Origin of the sequence: Nonomuraea sp. NPDC049624, assembly GCF_040675255.1 — a bacterium.
Classification (GTDB): Bacteria; Actinomycetota; Actinomycetes; order Streptosporangiales; family Streptosporangiaceae; genus Nonomuraea.
This window is the reverse complement of sequence record NZ_JBFAOR010000005.1, coordinates 115994-134746: the sequence shown is the minus strand read 5'-3', so window position 1 is coordinate 134746 and position 18753 is coordinate 115994. Positions and strand designations below refer to the sequence as shown.

General features: G+C 72.5%; 19 protein-coding genes. 9 read left to right on the top strand and 10 right to left on the bottom strand.

Annotated features, from left to right (window positions below):
- The first annotated feature begins 30 nt into the window (after window positions 1–30).
- On the top strand, window positions 31–1362 hold the full coding sequence (locus AB0J76_RS21440; RefSeq protein ID WP_352323294.1) for a tetratricopeptide repeat protein: 1332 nt from the start codon (window positions 31–33) through the stop codon (window positions 1360–1362).
- Here the strand turns inward: AB0J76_RS21440 and AB0J76_RS21435 are convergent, their stop codons facing one another.
- On the bottom strand, window positions 1363–2601 hold the full coding sequence (locus tag AB0J76_RS21435) for a DUF6596 domain-containing protein (protein ID WP_364390218.1): 1239 nt from the start codon (window positions 2599–2601) through the stop codon (window positions 1363–1365).
- Window positions 2598–2921, bottom strand: a complete 324-nt coding sequence (locus AB0J76_RS21430; RefSeq protein ID WP_364390216.1) for a YciI family protein — start codon at window positions 2919–2921, stop codon at window positions 2598–2600. The genes AB0J76_RS21435 and AB0J76_RS21430 overlap by 4 nt, the downstream gene beginning before the upstream one ends.
- 143 nt (window positions 2922–3064) lie before the next feature.
- On the opposite strand from AB0J76_RS21430, the gene AB0J76_RS21425 reads away from it, so the two are divergent.
- The 3 genes from AB0J76_RS21425 (at window position 3065) to AB0J76_RS21415 (ending at window position 5864) form a co-directional block, all read left to right on the top strand.
- Window positions 3065–4048: an AraC family transcriptional regulator gene (locus tag AB0J76_RS21425; RefSeq protein WP_352324606.1), complete on the top strand. Its 984-nt coding sequence runs from the start codon at window positions 3065–3067 to the stop codon at window positions 4046–4048.
- Window positions 4049–4146: 98 nt separating this feature from the next.
- Window positions 4147–5370, top strand: coding sequence for a styrene monooxygenase/indole monooxygenase family protein (locus tag AB0J76_RS21420; RefSeq protein WP_352324607.1), 1224 nt, complete (start codon window positions 4147–4149; stop codon window positions 5368–5370).
- The gene (locus AB0J76_RS21415; RefSeq protein ID WP_352324608.1) at window positions 5367–5864 is read left to right on the top strand and encodes a flavin reductase family protein; all 498 of its coding nucleotides are present in this window, start codon (window positions 5367–5369) and stop codon (window positions 5862–5864) included. Before AB0J76_RS21420 ends, AB0J76_RS21415 begins: the two co-directional genes overlap by 4 nt.
- 51 nt (window positions 5865–5915) lie before the next feature.
- On the opposite strand, the gene AB0J76_RS21410 is transcribed toward AB0J76_RS21415, so the two are convergent.
- The 6 genes from AB0J76_RS21410 to AB0J76_RS21385 all read right to left on the bottom strand — a co-directional run bounded on the left by AB0J76_RS21410 (window position 5916) and on the right by AB0J76_RS21385 (window position 12703).
- Window positions 5916–7643, bottom strand: a complete 1728-nt coding sequence (locus AB0J76_RS21410; RefSeq protein ID WP_352324609.1) for an ABC transporter ATP-binding protein — start codon at window positions 7641–7643, stop codon at window positions 5916–5918.
- Window positions 7640–9163 (bottom strand): ABC transporter ATP-binding protein, encoded by a 1524-nt coding sequence (locus AB0J76_RS21405; protein ID WP_352324610.1) that lies wholly within the window; start codon window positions 9161–9163, stop codon window positions 7640–7642. Before AB0J76_RS21405 ends, AB0J76_RS21410 begins: the two co-directional genes overlap by 4 nt.
- Window positions 9164–9223: 60 nt before the next feature.
- Window positions 9224–9418: a hypothetical protein gene (locus tag AB0J76_RS21400; RefSeq protein WP_352324611.1), complete on the bottom strand. Its 195-nt coding sequence runs from the start codon at window positions 9416–9418 to the stop codon at window positions 9224–9226.
- Between the two features lie 163 nt (window positions 9419–9581).
- Window positions 9582–10742, bottom strand: coding sequence for a serine hydrolase domain-containing protein (locus AB0J76_RS21395; RefSeq protein WP_352324612.1), 1161 nt, complete (start codon window positions 10740–10742; stop codon window positions 9582–9584).
- A gap of 123 nt (window positions 10743–10865) precedes the next feature.
- Complete coding sequence (locus tag AB0J76_RS21390; RefSeq protein WP_352324614.1) at window positions 10866–11537, bottom strand: response regulator transcription factor; 672 nt, start codon at window positions 11535–11537, stop codon at window positions 10866–10868.
- Window positions 11534–12703, bottom strand: a complete 1170-nt coding sequence (locus tag AB0J76_RS21385) for a HAMP domain-containing sensor histidine kinase (protein WP_364390212.1) — start codon at window positions 12701–12703, stop codon at window positions 11534–11536. Before AB0J76_RS21385 ends, AB0J76_RS21390 begins: the two co-directional genes overlap by 4 nt.
- A 123-nt stretch (window positions 12704–12826) precedes the next feature.
- On the opposite strand from AB0J76_RS21385, the gene AB0J76_RS21380 reads away from it, so the two are divergent.
- Genes AB0J76_RS21380 through AB0J76_RS21370 form a run of 3 tightly spaced genes read left to right on the top strand, consistent with a single transcriptional unit; the run spans window position 12827 to window position 16058 of the window.
- Window positions 12827–13744: an ATP-binding cassette domain-containing protein gene (locus AB0J76_RS21380; RefSeq protein ID WP_352324616.1), complete on the top strand. Its 918-nt coding sequence runs from the start codon at window positions 12827–12829 to the stop codon at window positions 13742–13744.
- Window positions 13741–15297, top strand: coding sequence for an ABC transporter permease subunit (locus AB0J76_RS21375; protein ID WP_352324617.1), 1557 nt, complete (start codon window positions 13741–13743; stop codon window positions 15295–15297). Before AB0J76_RS21380 ends, AB0J76_RS21375 begins: the two co-directional genes overlap by 4 nt.
- On the top strand, window positions 15294–16058 hold the full coding sequence (locus AB0J76_RS21370) for an ABC transporter permease (RefSeq protein ID WP_352324618.1): 765 nt from the start codon (window positions 15294–15296) through the stop codon (window positions 16056–16058). The genes AB0J76_RS21375 and AB0J76_RS21370 overlap by 4 nt, the downstream gene beginning before the upstream one ends.
- 86 nt (window positions 16059–16144) lie before the next feature.
- Here the strand turns inward: AB0J76_RS21370 and AB0J76_RS21365 are convergent, their stop codons facing one another.
- Window positions 16145–16648, bottom strand: coding sequence for a helix-turn-helix domain-containing protein (locus AB0J76_RS21365; RefSeq protein ID WP_352324619.1), 504 nt, complete (start codon window positions 16646–16648; stop codon window positions 16145–16147).
- 80 nt (window positions 16649–16728) lie between these two features.
- Between AB0J76_RS21365 and AB0J76_RS21360 the strand changes: the two genes are divergently transcribed.
- Both AB0J76_RS21360 and AB0J76_RS21355 read left to right on the top strand, forming a co-directional pair.
- Complete coding sequence (locus AB0J76_RS21360) at window positions 16729–16878, top strand: hypothetical protein (RefSeq protein WP_352324620.1); 150 nt, start codon at window positions 16729–16731, stop codon at window positions 16876–16878.
- Window positions 16872–17687 (top strand): MBL fold metallo-hydrolase, encoded by an 816-nt coding sequence (locus AB0J76_RS21355; protein ID WP_352324621.1) that lies wholly within the window; start codon window positions 16872–16874, stop codon window positions 17685–17687. The genes AB0J76_RS21360 and AB0J76_RS21355 overlap by 7 nt, the downstream gene beginning before the upstream one ends.
- Here AB0J76_RS21355 and AB0J76_RS21350 read toward each other — a convergent pair.
- Window positions 17684–18676 carry an MBL fold metallo-hydrolase gene (locus AB0J76_RS21350; protein ID WP_352324623.1) on the bottom strand — a complete coding sequence of 331 codons (993 nt, stop codon included), beginning with the start codon at window positions 18674–18676 and terminating at the stop codon, window positions 17684–17686. The two genes, AB0J76_RS21355 and AB0J76_RS21350, sit on opposite strands and share 4 nt — an antisense overlap.
- Between the last annotated feature and the right edge of the window lie 77 nt (window positions 18677–18753).

Here is an 18753-nt window from a genome sequence, read left to right as displayed (position 1 = left end):
GGCAACGGCCGTCCCTCTTGACTGGCGGGCATGGAAAGGGACAAGGCTTCGGCCGATGACGGGAGATGGGACCGGCGTTCGTTGTTCCGGGGGGCCGCCGTGCTGGCCGGCGCCGCCGCGACGGCGCCGCTGCTGAACGGGGCGGCCACGGCGCTGGCCGACGGCGGCGACGCCGACGCGCTGTTCAAGGCCGGGAAGTTCGAGCAGGCCGGCCGCGCGTACGAGGAGATCCTGAAGAAGGACCCGGGGAACCTGCACGCGGCCCGCCGGCGCGGCCACGTCGCGCTGCTGTCCAACCGGTTCCCCGAGGCCGAGAAATACCTCAGGACGGCCGTCCGCCTGGCGCCCGGCGACAAGGAGGCCAACGAGCTGCTCGGCGACTGCTACATCCGGCAGGACAAGTTCGCCCTCTCCGTCCCGTGCTGGAAGGCGGCCGGCGCGGAGGACTACGCCAAGTGGTTCGCGTCGATCAGCGGGGACGCGTACCAGATCAAGGGCGACGTCGGCCGGGTGCCGTTCCTGCAGATGGACCCGCGGCCGCTGGTGGAGGCCTCGATCAACGGCGGACCGGCGAAGCGCCTGTCGTTCTACACCGGCGCCCCGAACCTGAGCCTGACCGCGTCGGTGGCCAAGGAGGCCGGGCTGAAGGCCGTCGTCAGCCAGAAGACCGACTTCGAGGGCACGCCCATCTGGGTGCACTACGGGCTGCTGGACTCCTTCAGGCTGGGCGGCATCGAACTGCGCAACGTCCCCGTGGGCTGGTCGTCGACGGAGTCGGGCGCGGACGTCGGCGCCGACAGCGACGGCCTGATCGGCACGTGGGTCTTCTACCACCTGCTGACCACGTTCGACTACGCGGGCCGGCACCTCATCCTGCGCCGCCGCACCCCCGAGACGGCCAGGAAGGCGCGCGCCGCCGCCGCGCGGGCGGGCGCCGCGCCGCTGCCGATGTGGCTGGCCCGTGACCACGACGTGCACAGCGTGGGCAGCATCGCGGGGTCCGGCCCGCGGGTGGTGGGCGTGAACCTCGGCGGGGTCGGCGAGATCGCCGCGGGCATGCCCGGAGAGGTGGCCACACGTCTGGGGGTCCGGGTCGACCTCGACCGCCCGATCGAGACGTTCGCCCACAGCCACCCGACCGTCACGCACCCCTGCTATCCGGAGGAGATCCGCCTCGGCGACGCCGTCGCCCAGCGGGTCTACTGCGAGGCGGACCCGAACATGCCGGTCAACGTGCCCTGGCCCTACGGGTCGGGTTTCGACGGGATCGCCCACTTCGCCCACTGCTTCTTCAAGCCCTACAACCTCACCCTGGACTTCACCGACATGAAGCTCTGGATCGTCCGCGGCAAGGCCGCCTGATCACCCCGGCCGCAGCCGGTCGCGGCGGCGGGTCAGCGAGGCGGTCTCGGCGGTGTTGCCGGCCAGTTCGATGGCCCTGTCGTAGGCCGCTCGCGCATCCCGGTCGCGGCCCAGCCGGCGCAGCAGGTCGGCGCGGGTGGCGTGATAGGCGTGGTAGCCGGCCAGCCTCGGCCCGAGACGGTCGACGGCCGCCAGCGCCACCTCGGGCCCGTCGAGCTCGGCGACCGCGACGGCCCGGTTGAGCGCGACGATCGGCGAGGGGTCCAGGCGGACGAGCTGGTCGTAGAGGGCGAGGACCTGCGACCAGTCGGTGTCGCGCATGTCGCGGGCGGAGGTGTGCACGGCGTTGATCGCCGCGAGGATCTGGTAGCGGCCCGGCGCCACCCCGGCGGCGGCCGCGGCCAGGCGCTCGCGCACCAGCCGGTGCCCCTCGGCGATCAGCGCCGGGTCCCAGGCCCCGCGGTCCTGCTCGTCGAGCGCGACCAGCTCGCCGCCGGCCGAGACCCGGGCGGGGCGGCGGGCCTCGATGAGCAGCATCAGCGCCAGCAGCCCGGTCACCTCGCCGTCGCCGGGCAGGAGGGCCCGGATCAGGCGGGTGAGCCGGATCGCCTCGGCGGTCAGCTCGTGCCGTACGGGATCGGTGCCGGGGCCGGTGGCCAGGTAGCCCTCGTTGAAGACCAGGAACAGCACGGCGAGCACGCCGGAGACGCGCGCCGGGAGATCCTCGGCGGACGGCACCCGGTAGGGGATGCGAGCCGCCTTGATCTTGGCCTTCGCGCGGGTGATCCGCTGCCCCACGGCGCTCTCCTGCGCCAGGAAGGCGCGGGCGATCTCGGGCATGGTCAGGCCGGCGACCAGGCGCAGCGTCAGCGCCACGCGGGCCTCCATCGCCAGCGCCGGATGACAGCAGGTGAAGATCAGCCGGAGCCGGTCGTCGTCGATGGCGACGGCAGGCTCGGGTGGGTCGGCGGAGGACATCTGAGCCTTCCTGTGCTTGTCGTCGCGCTTGCTCTCGCGCCGGATCCGGTCGATGGCCTTGCGGCTCGCGGTGGTGGTCAGCCAGGCGCCCGGGTTGGGCGGCACGCCGTCGGCCGGCCACCGTTCCACGGCGGTCGCGAACGCCTCGGCGGCCGCCTCCTCGGCGATGTCGAGGTCACCGAAGCGCCTGGTCAGGGCGGCGACCACCCGGGCCCACTCCTCGCGGTGGGCCCGGGCGACCGCCTCGCGGGCGTCGGTCACAGGAACGGTCGCACCTCGACCCTGCGGTTGCAGTGCTTCGACCCGTCGGCGGCGAGCCGGAGCGCCACGTCGAGGTCGGGGGCCTCGATGATCCAGAAGCCGGCGAGGTACTCCTTGGACTCCAGGAAGGGCCCGTCGGTGACCATCGCCTCCGCCCCCCGGTTGTCGATGACGGTCGCCGTGGCAGGCGCGGCGAGGCCCCCGGCGAAGACCCAGTGGCCCTGGGCCTGGAGGCGGTCGTTGAACACGTCGATCGCCGCATGCTCCTCCGGGGTGGCCGAATTGGTCCGGCCGTCGATCACTGAGATCAGGTATTGCATGTGAAGATCGTCTCCTGTCGGTCAAGGCAGCGGGCGGGCTCACCCCTGCCACGAACGCGACCGCCGCGATCCGACACCGCCGCCGGATCTGTTGTACGTACTTTTACCTGGAACGCCGGGGGCGGGACGCCCGATCATCTGGTGTGCTCCTCAGCAACCGTGCCGTCTTCGCCAGCTCCGACCTCGACGAGGTCCGCGGCGAGGTCGCCAAGGTGTTCTGCCCGCACCGGCTGGACCTGGCCGGGGACGCGAACCTGCTGGCGGCCCGGTTCAACTCCGTGCAGCTCGGCTCGGTCCGCGTGAGCTACCTCGACTACGGGGCCGACGTGCACATCGAGCCGGGCGACCTCGACACGTTCTTCCTGGTCATGATCCCGCTTGCCGGACGCAGCCTGATCCGCGCCGGCGACGAGGAGGTCGTCTCCTCCCCGTCCCTGGCCTCGCTGCCCTCGCCGACCCGCCACCTCGACATGCGCTGGGCCGCCGGCTGCCCGCAGTTGCTGGTCAAGTTCGAGCGGGTGGCGATCGAACGCGCGCTGGAGCAGATGCTCGGCGAGCCGCTCGACGGCCCGGTCGTCTTCGACCTCGGCATGGACCTGACGACGGGCTGGACCCGGTCCTGGCGCGACATGGCCGACCTGCTGGTCAGGGAGGCCGAGCGGGACGACGGGCTGGCCGGCCACCCGCTGGCCGTCGCGCATCTGGAGAACGCCCTGATCACCCTGCTGCTGACCATGCAGCCCTCCAACTACCTGGACCGGCTGACCGCGCCCAGGCCGCCCGCGCTGCCGAAGGTGGTGCGCCGGGCGATGGAGTTCATCGAAGGGCACGCCCACCTGCCGCTGAGCACCACCGACATCGCCGGCGCCGTCGCGGTCAGCAGCCGCTCCCTCCAGGAGGGGTTCCGCGCGCATCTCGGGCTGTCCCCGATGGCCCACCTCAGGCAGGTACGGCTCACGCGCGTGCACGACGAGCTCAGGACGGCCGACCCGGCCAGGGTCACGGTGACCACGGTGGCCGCCCGATGGGGATTCCTGCACCAGGGACGCTTCGCCGCCCAGTACCGCGAGAGGTACGGGCAGCCGCCGTCGGAGACGTTGCGCAGAGGTCCCGCGTCAGGCGGATGAGATCCGCGCTCAGCGGATGGTACGGGCGCACGCGCCGCCCGTACCGTTCTTGTCAGGCGCCGACCAGATCCTCCACACCACACCAGAAGGACACCACCATGCGCGACATCCTCATCGTCGGCGCCGGCCAGGCCGGTCTCCACCTGGCCATCGGCCTGCTCCAGCACGGCTACGACGTGACCGTGGTCTCCAACCGCACCCCCGAGTCCATCCGCGACGGCCGGGTGATGTCCGGCCAGGCCATGTTCGGCACCGCGCAGGCCCACGAACGCGAGCTCGGCCTCGACTGGTGGGCCGACGTCTGCCCGCCCATCGAGGGCATCGCGCTCACGGTCCCGAGCCCGGAGGGCGGCAAGGCCCTCGACTGGGCGGCGCGGCTGGACGTCCCCGCCCGCTCGGTCGACCAGCGGCTGAAGATGCCGGCCTGGCTGGGCGAGTTCGAGCGGCTCGGCGGCAAGCTCGTCCTGCACGACGCCACCCCCGACGACCTGGAGAGCTACGCCGCCCGCTACGACCTGGTCCTGGTCGCCGCGGGCAAGGGCCAGATCGCCTCGCTCTTCGAACGCGACCCGGCCCGCTCCCCCTACGCCACCCCGCAGCGCGCGCTGGCCGTCACCTACGTCAACGGCCTCGCCCCGCGCCCCGGTCACTCGGCGGTCTGCTTCAACCTGCTGCCCGGCGTGGGCGAGTACTTCGTCTTCCCCGCGCTCACGCACACCGGCCCCTGCGAGATCATGGTGTTCGAGGGCGTGCCGGACGGCCCCATGGACTGCTGGGGCGACGTCCGCGGCCCCGCCGAGCATCTGGCCCGCAGCCGCCGGATCCTGGAGACCTTCTTCCCGTGGGAGGCCGAGCGTTGCGCCGGCATCGAGCTCACCGACGCCGGCGCGGTGCTGACCGGCCGCTTCGCCCCCACCGTCCGGCGTCCGGTGGCCGTGCTGCCCTCCGGCGCGCCGGTGCTCGGCGTCGCCGACGTCGTGGTGCTCAACGACCCGATCACCGGGCAGGGCAGCAACAACGCCGCCAAGTGCGCCGCCACCTACCTGCGGGCCATCGTGGAACGCGGCGACCGGCCGTTCGACGCCGGCTGGATGGAGCAGACCTTCGACCTGTTCTGGACGCAGGCCCAGCACGTCACGAACTGGACCAACGCCCTGCTCGCGCCGGCCGAGCCGCACCACCTGGCGCTGCTGGGCGCCGCCGGCCGGCGCCCGGAGATCGCCTCCCGGTTCGTCAACGGCTTCGACGACCCGGCCGACTACGCCGAGTGGTTCCTGGACGCCGGCCGTGCCGAGACCTATCTGGGCAGAGTGACGGCATGAGGTCGCTCCGCGAGGCCTTCGGGCAGTTCGCGACCGGGGTGGCGGTGATCACGACGGTCACCGCCGACGGGGAGCGGGCCGGCGTGACCGTCAACTCCCTCACCTCGGTCTCGCTCGATCCGGCGCTGCTGCTGTGGTGCCTGTCGAACCGGGCGCCCAGCGCGCCGCTCTTCCTGCGGGCCGGGCGGTTCGCCGTCAACGTCCTGGCCGCCGACCAGGGCCACCTGTCCAGGCGCTTCGCCACCCCCGCGGCCGACAAGTTCGCCGGGGTGGAGCTGCTCGGCACGCCGCTGCCGATCCTCGCCGGGACGCTGGCCAGCTTCGTCTGCCGCACCGAGCGCGTCCACGACGGCGGCGACCACCACATCCTCGTCGGAGCGGTGGAACGGTACCAGTGGGCCGGGGGCGAGCCGCTCGTCTTCCACTCCGGCCGGTACCGGGAGTTCTGGCCCGAGCTGAGCGCCGGCGAGGGCCGCGTGGCCAGCCACGCGTGACGGCCGCCGGGGGTCTCCACCGCCACGAACCGCGCCCGGGACGGCAGCCAGCTAAGGACGTGAGCCGTGCCAGGAGTTCCACAACCCCTGATAGACCCCGCCGGCCGTGACCAGCTCGTCGTGCGCGCCGACCTCCACGACGCGGCCGCCCTCCATCACCACCACCCGGTCCGCGTCCCGCGCCGTGTGCAGGCGGTGCGCGATCGCGATCACCGTGCGTCCGTCCAGCACCGCCGCCAGCGACCGTTCGGCGCGCCGGGCCGTACGCGGGTCGAGCATGGCGGTGGCCTCGTCGAGGATGACGGTGTGCGGGTCGGCCAGGATGACCCGGGCCAGGGCGAGCTGCTGCACCCGGTCGGGGCCCAGTTCGGCGCCGGAGGAGTGCGGACCCAGCTCGTCGTCCAGCGAGGTCACCCAGTCGGCGCCGACCGCCGCCAGGGCCTTCTCCATCCGGTTGTCGTCGGCCGTGGGGTCGGCCAGGCGGAGGTTGTCGCGGACGGTGCCGAGGAACAGGTGCTGCTCCTGCGTGACCAGCACGACGTGCCTGCGCAGCTGGGCGGGAGACAGGTCGGCGACCGGGACCGAGCCGACGGTGACCGTGCCGAGGCGGGGCCGGTCGATGCCGGCCAGCAGCTTGCCGAGCGTGGACTTGCCGGCCCCGGAAGGGCCGACGACGGCCAGGCGCTCGCCGGGCCGCACGGTCAGGTCCACGCCGGTGACGACGTCGGCGGCGGATTCGTAGGCGAAGTGCACGCCGGTCGCCACGATGTGGTCGTCCCGGGGTTCGGGGGCGGCCACATCGGTCCGCGCCGCCGGGAGCTGGAGACCTTCGATCCGGGCGAAGGCGGCGCCGCTGCTCTGCAGCTGTTCCATCCACATGAGGACGGTCTCGACGGGCTGCTGGAGCTGGCGCAGGTAGAGCACGCACGAGACGACGGCGCCGAGGGTGACCTGGCCGCCGTCCAGCAGCAGGCCGCCGAGCAGCAGGACGAGCACCGGCGGCAGGAGGGCGGAGACCTCCACCGACGGCCAGAGGACACTGCGCAGGAAGAGGGTGCGCAGCTGGGCGACCCGGCTGCGCTCGATCACCCGCTCGGCGGCGCGGGTGCGCCGGTCCTGCAGGCCGAGGGCTTCGATGGTGCGGGCGCCGGCGGCGCCCGCGGCCAGGTGTTCGGCCAGTTCCGAGCGGGCGGCGCCCTCCTCCAGGTAGGCGTCGCGGGCGCGGCGCAGGTACCAGCGGGAGGCGGCCGCGACGCCGGCGAGCGCGACCAGGCCGCAGGCTCCCAGCAGCGGATCGACCAGGAAGACGGCCGCGACGAGGAAGAGCGCCTGCAGTGCGGAGATCAGCACGGCCGGGGCGGCGTCGCGCAGGGTGTACCCGACCACGGCGACGTCCGTGGTGCCGCGGGCGGTCAGGTCTCCGGTGCGGACGTGCTCGACGGTGGCGGCGGGCAGGGCGAGCACCCGGTCCAGGAACTCCTGGCGGATGTGCTCCTGGACGCGCTCGCTGAACCGGGTGCCGGTGCGCTCGGCGTATCGGGACAGGACGAGTTGCAGCAGCGCCCCGCCCACGGCGACCGCGGCGAGCAGGTCGATCGTCCCGCCGGCGGCGATGGTGTCGATGATGCGGCCCAGCAGCCACGGGCTGACCAGGGCCGCGGCCGCCGCCAGGCCGTTGAGCAGCAGGGTGGCGGCGAACCCGCGGACGTCGCGGCGGATCAGGCGCAGCGCCGCCTGCCGTACGCGCCTGCGGTCGGCGACGGGGAGGTCGCGGGTCACGACACCACCGCCCGGTACTCGTCGCTGGATTCCAGCAGGTCGCGGTGGGTGCCGGTCGCGGTCACCCGGCCGTCCTCGATCAGGAGGACTTCGTCGGCCTGGGCGAGCAGCAGCGGGGACGTGGTGGCGACGACCGTCGTACGGCCGGCGCGCGCCGTACGGAGGCGCCGGGCGAGCAGGGATTCGGTGTGCGCGTCCAGCGCGGAGGTGGGGTCCACCGCGAGCAGCAGCTCCGGATCGGCCACCAGCGCCCTGGCCAGGCGCACCCGCTGACGCTGGCCGCCCGACAGGTTGCGGCCACCCGGCTCGATCACGGAGTCCAGGCCGTGGCGCAGCCCGGCGACCACGTCCTGGGCGGCGGCGACGGCGACCGCGCGGCGGATGGTCTCGTCGTCGGCCTCGCCCCTGCCTTGCAGGACCTCCCGCAGCGTGCCGGTGAACAGCGCGGCGTCGTGATCGGCGATCAGCGACGTGCCGTCGAACCCGCCGAGGCCCTCCAGCAGCGCCACGCTCTCCTCGGGACGGGCGCTGACCAGCCCCACGAAGCTGCCCGGCGTGATCTCCGGTTCGGTGGAGCTGGGCCGGTCGCCGGGCCGCAGCGCGAGGAAGTCGGTGACCCGCCGGGCGGAGACCAGGCCGTGGCTGATCTGGAAGCTGCCCTCGATGAAGAAGGACACCGGGACGACCAGCATGGCGATGTACCCGTACACGCCGACCAGCTCGCCCACCGTGATCGTGCCTTCCGCGGCCAGCCTGGCGCCCAGCCAGGTCACCGCGGCCAGGAACAGCGCCGGCAGCCCCACGCCCAGCGCGCCGATCCAGCTCGTCAGCGACGCCACCCGGTACCCCTGCTCGCGCAGGCGCGCCGAGTCGGCGAGGTGACGCTCGGCGTAGGCGTCCTTGCCGCCGAACGCGTTGAGCACCCGCAGCCCCTCGATCAGGTCCACCAGCCGGGCGGTCAGCCTGCCCTGGCTCTCGCGGTAGCCGTTCTGCACCTTCATCAACCGCCCGAGCAGCGGCCCGAGCACGACCCCCAGCACCGGCACGCCGAGCAGCACCACCACGGCCAGCACCACGGAGACCTGCAGCAGCAGCGCCGCCACCACCCCGTAGCTGATCACCGCGCCGACTCCGGGCCCGGTCACCGTCAGCGCGGCGGCGATCGTGATGACGTCGCCGATGCCGATCGTCACGACCTCGCCTGCCGAGGTGCGCCTGTTCAGATCCGCGCCGAGCGTGTTGATCTGCTCCACCAGGGCGCGCACCGTGCGGAAGTTGGCGTCCATCCGGATCTTGGTCATCGTACGGTGCCGCATCATCGCCAGCCAGGCGTTGACGAGGCCGGCGCCGAGCAGCGCGAGCACCCAGCCGGGCGCCAGATCGTCGTCGATCGCCCTGGACAGCAGGTACGGCGGCAGCGTGAGGCCCACCGTCCACAGGGTGCCCAGCGTCGCGCCTAAGGCGACCCGGCCCTTCTGCGCCCACGCCAACCAGCACAAATACCGAGCAGCCGCCTTCATGGCGATCACGCTAGACCATGGCCGTACCGGCCCGCCGACGGGGCTTGTCCGTAGCGGCGTTCAGCCCTGGGCGACGTCGAAGGGCGGCAGGTCGGTTAGGGCCGCGATGGCCGCGGGCGGAAAGTCCGGCGGATCCTGGTCGAAGGTGACCGGCCTGCGGATCTGCCCCCCTTCGTCGGCGATCACGAAGCAGCGGTCGGTCGTGGGACGGCCGGGAACCCGCCACGGCGGAAGGATCTCGACGTCGTAGGCCACGACGTTGCCGCCGGTCCGGACGCCGGAGCACTACTGCCCGGTGCGGTGGAGGACGCGTACCTCTTCGAGGGTCACGAATCGCAGTATGACGGCTGAGCGCCACTTGCCGGGAAGCCCGGCGCCGGGCTTGTCCACACGGACGAGCCCGACCCCGGGGGCGACCCTATTTCGTGGCGCAGAGCATGGCGTCGAGGGTGCTCTCGACGCGGTCGCCGCTGTCGTCCGAGGTCGGCAGCGCGGTCACGGTGAGCGTGGCGCTCCGGCCGTCCTCGGTGATGCCGTTGCGGGTCTCGAACCCGGGGATGTCGCCGCCGTGGCCCCAGGCGTGGCCGCCGCAGCTCAGTTTGATCTTCATCAGGCCGAGCCCGTACCCCCCGCCGGGCGGGAGTGCCGGTGAGCCGATGGTCTGCTTCATCTCCTTCAGCTGGGCCGCCTTGAGAAGGTCGCCGCCCAGCAGCGCACCCAGGAACCGGGTGACGTCGCGCGGAGTGCTGATGAGGTTGCCGGACGTCCACCCCCAGGAGAGATCCATCTCGGTGAACTTCACCAGCTTTCCGCCGTTCTCGGCGTGGTAGCCGTTCGGGTGCTTGCCGCGGATGGTCTGCTCGCCGACGCCGGGCCAGCAGGTGTCCCGCAGGCCGAGCGGCTTGATGATCCGGTTGGTGACCTCTTCTCCCATGGGCCGGCCCGTGACCTTCTGCACGATCAGGCCCAGCAGTACGTATCCCGTGTTCGTGTATTCATAGCTCGTGCCGGGGGCGAACTCCGGCTTCTGCTTGAGGGCCTTGTCGATCAGGTCCCGCGGCTCGAAATAGGTGTGCCGGATGCCGGACAACGTCGGGAAGTTCGTGTAATTCGGCAGGCCGGAAGTGTGCTGCAGCAGCTGGCGGACCGTGATCTTGCGGCCGTCGTTGCCGTTGCCGCGGACGACGCCGGGCAGGTACTTCTCGACCGGCGCGTCCAGGTCGAGTTTGCCCTCGCCGGCCAGTTGCAGGACGACGGTGGCGGCGAACGTCTTGGTGTGGCTGCCGATGCGCACCATCCCGTTGACCGGCACCTCGGCGCGCGTCTCCAGGTCCCCCACGCCGGCGGTGTAGTCACGCACCCGCCCGTCACGTCCCCGCACCGCGGCCACGGCCCCGGGGAAATCGCCGGAGCGAACCAGCTTGTCCAAGCTTGTCTGTACGGCGTCGCCGGACGCGCTCGGCGTCGCGGCGCTGACGGCAGCCGTACCCAGACCAAGAACGCCGGCGGCGACGGTTCCTGCGGCGACCAGGGCCAGCAAGCGGGTGGACGCCGGGGGCTTGGCGGTAACGAGGTGCACTTAGTGGCTCCTTGCTGGAACGCGAAAGTCTGACGCTGACCAGCATGGCGGCAGAGTTATGTCACAAACGATCCCGTACGCCCGATTTGTCCGGGTAAGGCTCCCCCTACCGGACCCCCATGGCTAAGGAAGATCGTCGGCCGCGATCCGGTACCCCACGCCGGGCGTGGTGGTGATGGCCGGCGGGTCGCCGAGTTTGCGGCGCAGGCGGCCGATGGTGACCGTGACGGTGTTGGTCAGGGGGTTGGCGTGCTCGTCCCACACCTGTTCGAGCAGGTCCTCGGCGCTGAGGAACGCCGGGGCGGCGCTGAGGAGGGCTTCGAGCAGGGCGAACTCCTTGACCGACAGATCCAGGTGGCGGCCGTCGCGGGTGGCGGTGCGGCGCAGCGGGTCGAGCTCGATGCCGGCCGCGCGCAACGTGCGGGGCCGGGCGGTGGGCCGGCGGCGGGCCAGGGAGCGGATGCGCAGCACCAGCTCGGGGAAGTGGAAGGGCTTGGCCAGGTAGTCGTCGGCTCCCAGGGTCAGACCGGTGACCCGGTCCCCTGGCTCGCCGGCCGCGGTCAGCATCAGGACCATGACGCGGTCGTCGCGTTCGGTGATCATCTGGCAGAGGGTGTCGCCGTGGATGCCTGGCAGGTCGCGGTCGAGGACGACCACGTCGTAGGCGTTGAGATCGAGCTTGGCGGCGGCCTCCAGGCCGTCGTGGGCCACGTCCACGGCCATGCCCTGATCGCTCAGACCTTCGACGAGCACGGCGGCGAGGGGGCGTGCGTCCTCCACCACGAGCACCCTCATGCCGCGACCTCCGCCGTCACGGCCACCGCCGGCAGCGAGACGGCGACGCGGAGGCCGCCTTCCGGCCGGGCCCTCAGGTCGAGGGCGCCGCCGTGCGCGGCGGCGATGGCCGCGACGATCGACAGGCCGAGCCCGGTGCCGTTGCCGGAGTGGGTGCGCTCGGCGCCGAGTCGCTGGAAGGGCTGCGCGAGCCGGTCGACCTGCTCCTGGTCGAGGACGCGCCCGCCGGTCTCGACGACGAGCCGGGCTGTCGTGCCGTCGGTGGTGGTGGCGAGACGGATCCAGCCGCCCTGGTGGTTGTGGGTGATGGCGTTGTCGACGACGTTGTCGATCATGCGGGTGAGGAGCGTCCGGTTTCCCTGCGTCCACGCGTTGTCCTGCGCGGCGCCCGGGGTGCCGGGGGCGGCCGGGAGGTGGACGGTGAGGTTGGCGGCGGTGATGTCGGCGGTCCGGGCGTCCAGGGCGGCGCCGGCCAGGTGGTGGAGTGAGAGCGTGGTGCGGTCGGTCACGGCGCCGTGCTCGGTGCGGGCGAGCATGAGGAAACCTTCGAGCAGGCGGTCGATCCGGTCGAGTTCGGTGCGGAGCCGGTCGGCCAGCGTGGCGGTCTGCGCCGGTATGGGCTCCGGCTTGGCCAGGGCCACGTCCAGGGACGCGCGCATGGTGGCCAGCGGGGTGCGCAGCTCGTGGGAGGCGTTGGCGACGAACCGGCGTTGTGCGGCGAACGAGTTCTCCAGGCGTTCCAGCAGCTCGTCGATGGTGTCGGCGAGATCCTTGACCTCGTCGGCCGGGCCCTGCGCGGCCAGCCGCTCGTGCAGGTTGTCGGCGGAGATGCGGCGGGTGGCCATGGTGATCATCCGTAGCGGGCGCAGCACCCGGCCGGCGATGAGGCGGCCCAGGACGAGCGACACCACCCCCATGACCGCCAGCGCCAGCGCCGAGCCGATCAGGAGCTGACGTGACTGGGCCGTGTGGGTGTCCGACAGCTGGGCCTGGAGCCATGCGATGCGATCGACGGCGGCGGCGAGCGTGGCCGGCTCGCCCGGCGGGGTCCCGGGAGGTGCGGACTGGCTGACCCGCGTCCCTCCGAGGCCCACGAGGTTGGTGATGGCCAGCAGTCCGACGGCGGACAGCAGGAACATGGCACCGTACAGGACGGTGAAGCGCATTCGTACGGTACGTGCCGGTCGTCGCCACTTTCGCATGGGTTCCAGGATGCCGTGCCGGACCTAACAGCGATGTGACAGCCTCTGTTCGGCCCGTGTTAGGGCCGGGTCCGTACAACGGGTCGCATGCGAGCAACCATTGAAGTCAGCGGGCTGCGCAAACGGTTCGGCCCGACCCTGGCACTGGACGGCATGTCGTTCACCGTGCTGCCCGGCCAGGTCACCGGGTTCGTGGGGCCGAACGGGGCGGGCAAGTCCACCACGATGCGGGTGATCCTCGGCCTGGACGCGGCCGAGGAGGGCCACGCGCTGATCGGCGGACGGCCGTACACCAGCCTGCGCAACCCCCTCACCCACGTCGGCGCGCTGCTGGACGCCGGCGCGCTGCAGCCCGGCCGCACCGCGCGCAACCACCTGTTGTGGCTGGCCCACTCCCAGGGCCTGGACGGCAGGCGGGTCGATGAGGTGCTCCGGCAGGTCGGGCTGCAGTCCGCCGCCCGGCGCAAGGCGGGCGGCTTCTCGCTGGGCATGCGCCAGCGGCTCGGCATCGCGGCCGCGCTGCTCGGGGACCCGCCGGTGCTCATGCTGGACGAGCCGGTCAACGGTCTTGATCCCGAGGGCATCGTGTGGATGCGCGGCTTCCTGCGGTCGCTGGCCGGTGAGGGGCGGGCCGTGCTGGTGTCCAGCCATCTGATGAGCGAACTGGAGGACACCGCCGACCATCTCGTGGTGGTGGGCAAGGGCCGCGTCATCGCCGACACCAGCGTGGCCGAGCTCCTCACGACCGCCTCCCGCGGCCGGGTCACCCTGCGCACGGCGGCGCACGCGGAGGCGATGTCCGTGCTGGGTCACGCCGGCGCCACGATGGCCGTGACCGATCGCGACACGATCGTCGTCTCAGGGCTGCCATCGGAGCGCATCGTGGCGGTGCTCAACACCAACGGGGTGCCGTTCTCCGAGGTGGCGACGCACCGGGTGACGCTGGAGCAGGCCTACATGGACCTCACCGCCGACGCGGTCGAATACCGGGGAACGACACGATGACCACACACACTCAACGCCCCGCCGCGCGCGGGGGCTTCGGGCGGTTGCTGCGCGCCGAGTGGATCAAATTCCGGACGGTGCGCGGCTGGGTGGTGGCCATGACCGCGGCGGCGCTGGTCACCGTGCTGCTCGGGCTGCTGTCCGCGGCCGGCAGCCACGCCTCGTGCGGCGCCGGTCCGGTCGAGGTCGCCTGTCCCCCGCCTGTGGTGGGTCCGGGCGGCGAGGCGGTGGACGACAAGTTCTTCTTCGTGCACCGGCCGCTGGCCGGAGACGGCGGCATCACCGTCCGCCTCACCTCCATGACCGGCCAGATCCGTAAGCCCGGCGTCACCCCCGGGCAGCGCAACGTGGTTCCCGGCCTCGTGCCGTGGGCGAAGGCCGGCGTCATGATCAAGGAGAGCACCAAGCAGGGCTCTGCCTACGCGGCGGTGATGATGACCGGCGCGCACGGCGTGCGGATGCAGCACAACTTCACCCACGACCTGGCCGGCCGGGCGGGCGGCGTCTCCCCGCAGTCGCCGCGCTGGCTGCGGCTGACCCGCTCCGGCGACACCCTCACCGGATCCGAATCCGCCGACGGCACGAACTGGACGCGGATCGGCACCGTGACCCTGGCCGGACTCCCGCAGACCGTACAGGCCGGGCTGTTCGCGACCTCCCCAGGGGATCTGACGGTCACGCAGGGGGATCTCGGCGGGTCCGTCGCGGCGGCCCGATTCACCGAAGCCACCGGCGAGTTCGACCAGGTCAGGCTGCAGGGCAGCGCGTCCGGCGGGTGGCGCAACGACGACATCGGCGTCACCGTCGGTCCCGACGGGGCCGAGCATCACCCGGGCCGCGCCGGCCAGTCCGGCGGCACCTTCTCCGTCACCGGCGTCGGCGACATCGCGCCGGCCATCGAGGGGCCGACCGCCGAACGTCCCCTCAGCGGCGTGCCGGCCGGGCTGATCCTGGTGATCGTGGTGGCGGTCATGTTCATCACCGCCGAGTACCGGCACGGCCTGATCCGCGTCACCCTGCTGGCCGGCCCGCGCCGCGGCCGGATGCTGGCCGCCAAGGCCCTGGCGCTCGGCCTGGTCACCTTCGCCGCCGCGCTGCCCGCCGTCGCGATCACGTTCGCGGCCGGCGGGCGGATTCTGCGCGACAACGGCAACGCCGTCCTCCCGGTGTCCCTGCTCACCCAGGCGCGCATCGTGGTCGGCACGGCGGCGCTGTTCGCCCTGGCCGCCGTGCTCTCCCTCGCCCTCGGCGCGCTGCTGCGGCGCAGCGTCGCGGCGGTCATCACCGCGATCGCGGTGATCGTGGTCCCGCACGTCCTCGCCACCACCTCGGTCCTGCCCGACAGCGCGGCGCAGTGGCTGCTGCGGCTCACCCCGGCGGCCGGCTTCGCCGTCCAGCAGAGCATCCCGCAGTACGCGCACGTGCTCGGCCACTACTCGCCCATCGCCGGGTTCTACCCGCTGCCGCCGTGGGCCGGTCTGGCCGTGCCGGCCGGCTATGCCGCGCTCGCCCTCGGCCTGGCCGTCCTTCGACTCCGCCGGAGGGACGCATGAGAGAGCACCTGCATGCGGAGTGGACGAAACTCCGCACCCTGCCCGGCGCCGCCTGGCTGCTGCTCGCGATCGTGGTGCTGACCGTCGCCGCCGGCGTCGCGGCCTGCGCCGTCGTGTCCTGTGCCGCGCAGGGCTGCGGCTACGACCCCGCCAGGATCGGCCTTTTCGGGGTCCAGGTGAGCCAGGCGGTCGTCGCCGTCCTGGCCGTCCTGGCGATCACCGGCGAATACGGCACCGGCATGATCTGCCTCACCCTGACCGCCATGCCGCGCCGGACCGGCGTCCTGGCCGCGAAGGCGATCATCCTGGCCGGCCTGACCCTGATCGCGGGGAGCGTCGCCGTGCTCGCCTCCGCGCTGGCTGCGCGGCCCATCCTGCTCGGCAACGGCTTCCCCACCGAAACGCTCGTCCTCACCAGCGGTCCGATGCTGCGCGCGGCCGTCGGCTCGGTCCTCTACCTGGCGCTGATCGCCCTGTTCAGCCTGGGGGTCGCCACCGCCGTACGGGACTCCGCCACCGCCATCGGGGTCGTGCTCGGCCTGCTCTACCTCTTCCCCGCCCTCATCCTCATGATCGCCGACGATGACTGGCAGCGGCTTCTCTGGCAGATCTCCCCGATGAACGCCGGGCTCGCCGTCCAGGCCACCACCGGCCTCGCCGCGCTCCCTCTCAGCCCATGGGCCGGCCTGAGCGTACTCGCGGCCTGGGCCACCGCGGCGCTCCTGGCCGGCGGACTGCTGCTACGGACGCGCGACGCATAGCCGCGCAGCGCCCCTACCGCGCCGCGCCGTCACCGTGCCGGTCCAACGGTTCGCCGCGAGACCGGCCAGTCGGTAGCGGACCGCCGTCACCGTCGGTCGACGTGGTCCTGCGGGGTGGCCTCGGCGCGGGCGGCGTCGAGGCGTTCGAACGGGCCCGGGCCGTCGTGCGGTTTCGGCGGGGCGCCGAGGTGGCGGACGCGCAGCTCGTCCATGAGCTCCTCGATGAAGGCCGGGCCCTCGTCCCGCATGGCTTGCTGCCGGTTGTGGAGGTCGTCGCTGCCCGGACGCCAGTCGAGGCCCCAGTTGCCGAGGGCGTAGATGATCGGAAGGGTCTGGATGCCGGCTTCGGTGAGGCTGTAGCGGGCGCGCTGACCCCGCACGGCGGTGCCGCGGGTGAGGAGCCCCGCCTCGACGAGCCGCACCAGGCGGTCGGCGAGGATGTTCGAGGCGATGCCCTCGACCGACCCGGTGAGCAGCGCCCGGAAGTGACGGCGGTCGCCGAACATGACGTCGCGCAGCACGAGCAACGTCCAGCGATCTCCGAGCACCTCGACGGCGGCGTTGATCGGGCATCCGGACCGTGGTTCCACGATTCCTCTCCTCATTGACAGGGTTTTCGCTCCCTCTATAGTAGTTGCAAATTGCAAGCACTTTTGCTGGGGAGAAACTCATGGGTCGCTTCGTCTACTCGATGCAGGTGTCCCTCGACCTGCGGATCGAGCAGGTTCCGAGGGACGCCGGCGCCGGCGAACGGCTGCGTGTCGAAGAGGAGCCGCATCACTACGCCGTCCGGGACGCGAAGGAGGCGAGCTCATGCTGAGGCAGGTCGCGGAGGGGGTGTGGGTCCACGAGAGCGAGTTCGTGCAGAGCAACGCCGTCGCGGTGCGGGGCCGGGCCGGTGTGCTGCTCATCGACCCCGGAGTGACCGGCGCCGAGATGGACTGCCTCGCGGACGACCTCGGCGAACTGGGCCGGCCCGTCGTGGCGGGGTTCTCCACGCATCCGGACTGGGATCACCTGCTCTGGCACCCCCGGCTCGGCGAGGCGCCCCGATACGGCACGGCGCGCTGCGCGGCCGCCGTCCGCGAGCAGCTGCCGGACGAGGACGCGAAGGCCCGCGTCGCCGACCACCTGCTGGAGACCGAGATCGCCGGCCAGGTGCCGCTGGACCTGCTCGGCCTCATCACCGGCCTGCCCGCCGGAACCACACAGATCCCTTGGGACGGCCCCGAGATCCGGATCGTCGAGCATCAAGCACACGCCCCGGGCCACGCGGCGCTGCTGATCGGGGAACGCGGGGTCCTCGTCGCCGGCGACATGTTGTCCGACGTCCTGGTTCCGATGCTCGACCTGGACGGCACCGCCGACCCGATCGAGGACTACCTCACCGCGCTACGGCTGCTGGAGGAGGTGGCGGGCGGCGTGGACGTCGTCGTCCCCGGCCATGGTTCCGTCGGCGGATGCGAGCAGGTGAAGGCGCGGATCGAACAGGACCGGGCGTACGTGCTGGCGTTGCGGGACGGCCACGTCTCCGCCGATCCGCGGATCGGCCCGTCGGCCAGGCCTGGCTGGGAGTGGGTGAGCAGCGTGCACGAAGGGCAGCTCCAGCGCCTCGCCCGCAGAGGCTAGCGCGACGGGACGTCCCGTGCCGCCGTCACCGGGCCGGCGGACGTCTCCTCGTCCTGGGCGATGCGGCCGCGCAGCATGACCTCCATGACCTTCATGAAACGCTGCGTCCTGGCCCGGCCGATGACGAACGGGTTGACCGCGCCCGTCGTACCGGCGCGCAGTTGCTCGATGCGGGTCAGTCCGTCGTCGACGCCGCCGTGGTTGGTGAGCTCGACCTCCACACCCGCCCGCCGCATCGTGGCGGCGAAGGCGCGCACGGAGGCCAGGGCGATGCGCTTGTCCGCGGTCGCGGCGGGCGGGTTGGTGCCGCCCCAGAACATCGCGGTGTGCCGCCGTCCCTTCCAGTGCACGGGGAAGATCGACGAGACGGTGCCGGGCGTGTGCCCGGGGGTGTGGTGGAAGGCGATGGTGGTGCCGCCGACGGTGAGCTGCTGTCCGTCGGCGATCTCCAGGTCGCGTACGGGCGCGTTCGCGGGACGTTCGGCGGCGATGAGGTCCCAGTCCCTCCGGCTCATCATGACGCGGGCGCCGTAGTGGTCGGCGAGGAACCGGGCGCCGCCGAAGTGATCGGCGTGGCCGTGGGCGACCACCACGTACTTGATCCGGGCGGGGTCCGCGCCCACGGCGCGCAGCCCCGGGACGATGATCTTCTCGGCATCGTCCGGGGAGCCCATCGCGTCGACGAGGACGATGCCGCCGGCGGTGAACAGCGCTGTGGCCTGCACGAAGGTGGTGCCCAGCACCGCCACGTCGTCGAAGACGCGCAACGGGCGGAGGGGCTTCGGCTTCGGCATCGCAAGGCCGGGCGCGAGCGCTTTGACCAGGGCCCGCAGCACCGGGTCGTCGCCGGCCAGGGCGGCGGCGCGGTCGTAGTACTGCCGAGCACGCCTGGGGGCGGCGGCGGCTTCGACCGGGCGGCCGGCCAGCGGCAGGAGAGCCGCGGCGGCCAGCAACGCACGGCGGGACGAGACGGGCTGCCCGAGGGCCATGGTCGAACACCTGCTCTTTCACGGGCCCAGACCTTGATCTGATCGGCCCGGAGGGACATCGATGCCCGCCCAGCAGA

What these genes read in the sequence shown, in the direction of transcription:
- AB0J76_RS21405 (WP_352324610.1), bottom strand. Translation starts at nt 9,163, where the DNA reads ATGAAGGCGGCTGCTCGGTATTTGTGCTGGTTGGCGTGGGCGCAGAAG.
- AB0J76_RS21370 (WP_352324618.1), top strand. Translation starts at nt 15,294, where the DNA reads ATGAGAGAGCACCTGCATGCGGAGTGGACGAAACTCCGCACCCTGCCC.
- AB0J76_RS21415 (WP_352324608.1), top strand. Translation starts at nt 5,367, where the DNA reads ATGAGGTCGCTCCGCGAGGCCTTCGGGCAGTTCGCGACCGGGGTGGCG.
- AB0J76_RS21350 (WP_352324623.1), bottom strand. Translation starts at nt 18,676, where the DNA reads ATGGCCCTCGGGCAGCCCGTCTCGTCCCGCCGTGCGTTGCTGGCCGCC.
- AB0J76_RS21355 (WP_352324621.1), top strand. Translation starts at nt 16,872, where the DNA reads ATGCTGAGGCAGGTCGCGGAGGGGGTGTGGGTCCACGAGAGCGAGTTC.
- AB0J76_RS21390 (WP_352324614.1), bottom strand. Translation starts at nt 11,537, where the DNA reads ATGAGGGTGCTCGTGGTGGAGGACGCACGCCCCCTCGCCGCCGTGCTC.
- AB0J76_RS21430 (WP_364390216.1), bottom strand. Translation starts at nt 2,921, where the DNA reads ATGCAATACCTGATCTCAGTGATCGACGGCCGGACCAATTCGGCCACC.
- AB0J76_RS21385 (WP_364390212.1), bottom strand. Translation starts at nt 12,703, where the DNA reads ATGCGCTTCACCGTCCTGTACGGTGCCATGTTCCTGCTGTCCGCCGTC.
- AB0J76_RS21440 (WP_352323294.1), top strand. Translation starts at nt 31, where the DNA reads ATGGAAAGGGACAAGGCTTCGGCCGATGACGGGAGATGGGACCGGCGT.
- AB0J76_RS21375 (WP_352324617.1), top strand. Translation starts at nt 13,741, where the DNA reads ATGACCACACACACTCAACGCCCCGCCGCGCGCGGGGGCTTCGGGCGG.
- AB0J76_RS21360 (WP_352324620.1), top strand. Translation starts at nt 16,729, where the DNA reads ATGGGTCGCTTCGTCTACTCGATGCAGGTGTCCCTCGACCTGCGGATC.
- AB0J76_RS21420 (WP_352324607.1), top strand. Translation starts at nt 4,147, where the DNA reads ATGCGCGACATCCTCATCGTCGGCGCCGGCCAGGCCGGTCTCCACCTG.
- AB0J76_RS21380 (WP_352324616.1), top strand. Translation starts at nt 12,827, where the DNA reads ATGCGAGCAACCATTGAAGTCAGCGGGCTGCGCAAACGGTTCGGCCCG.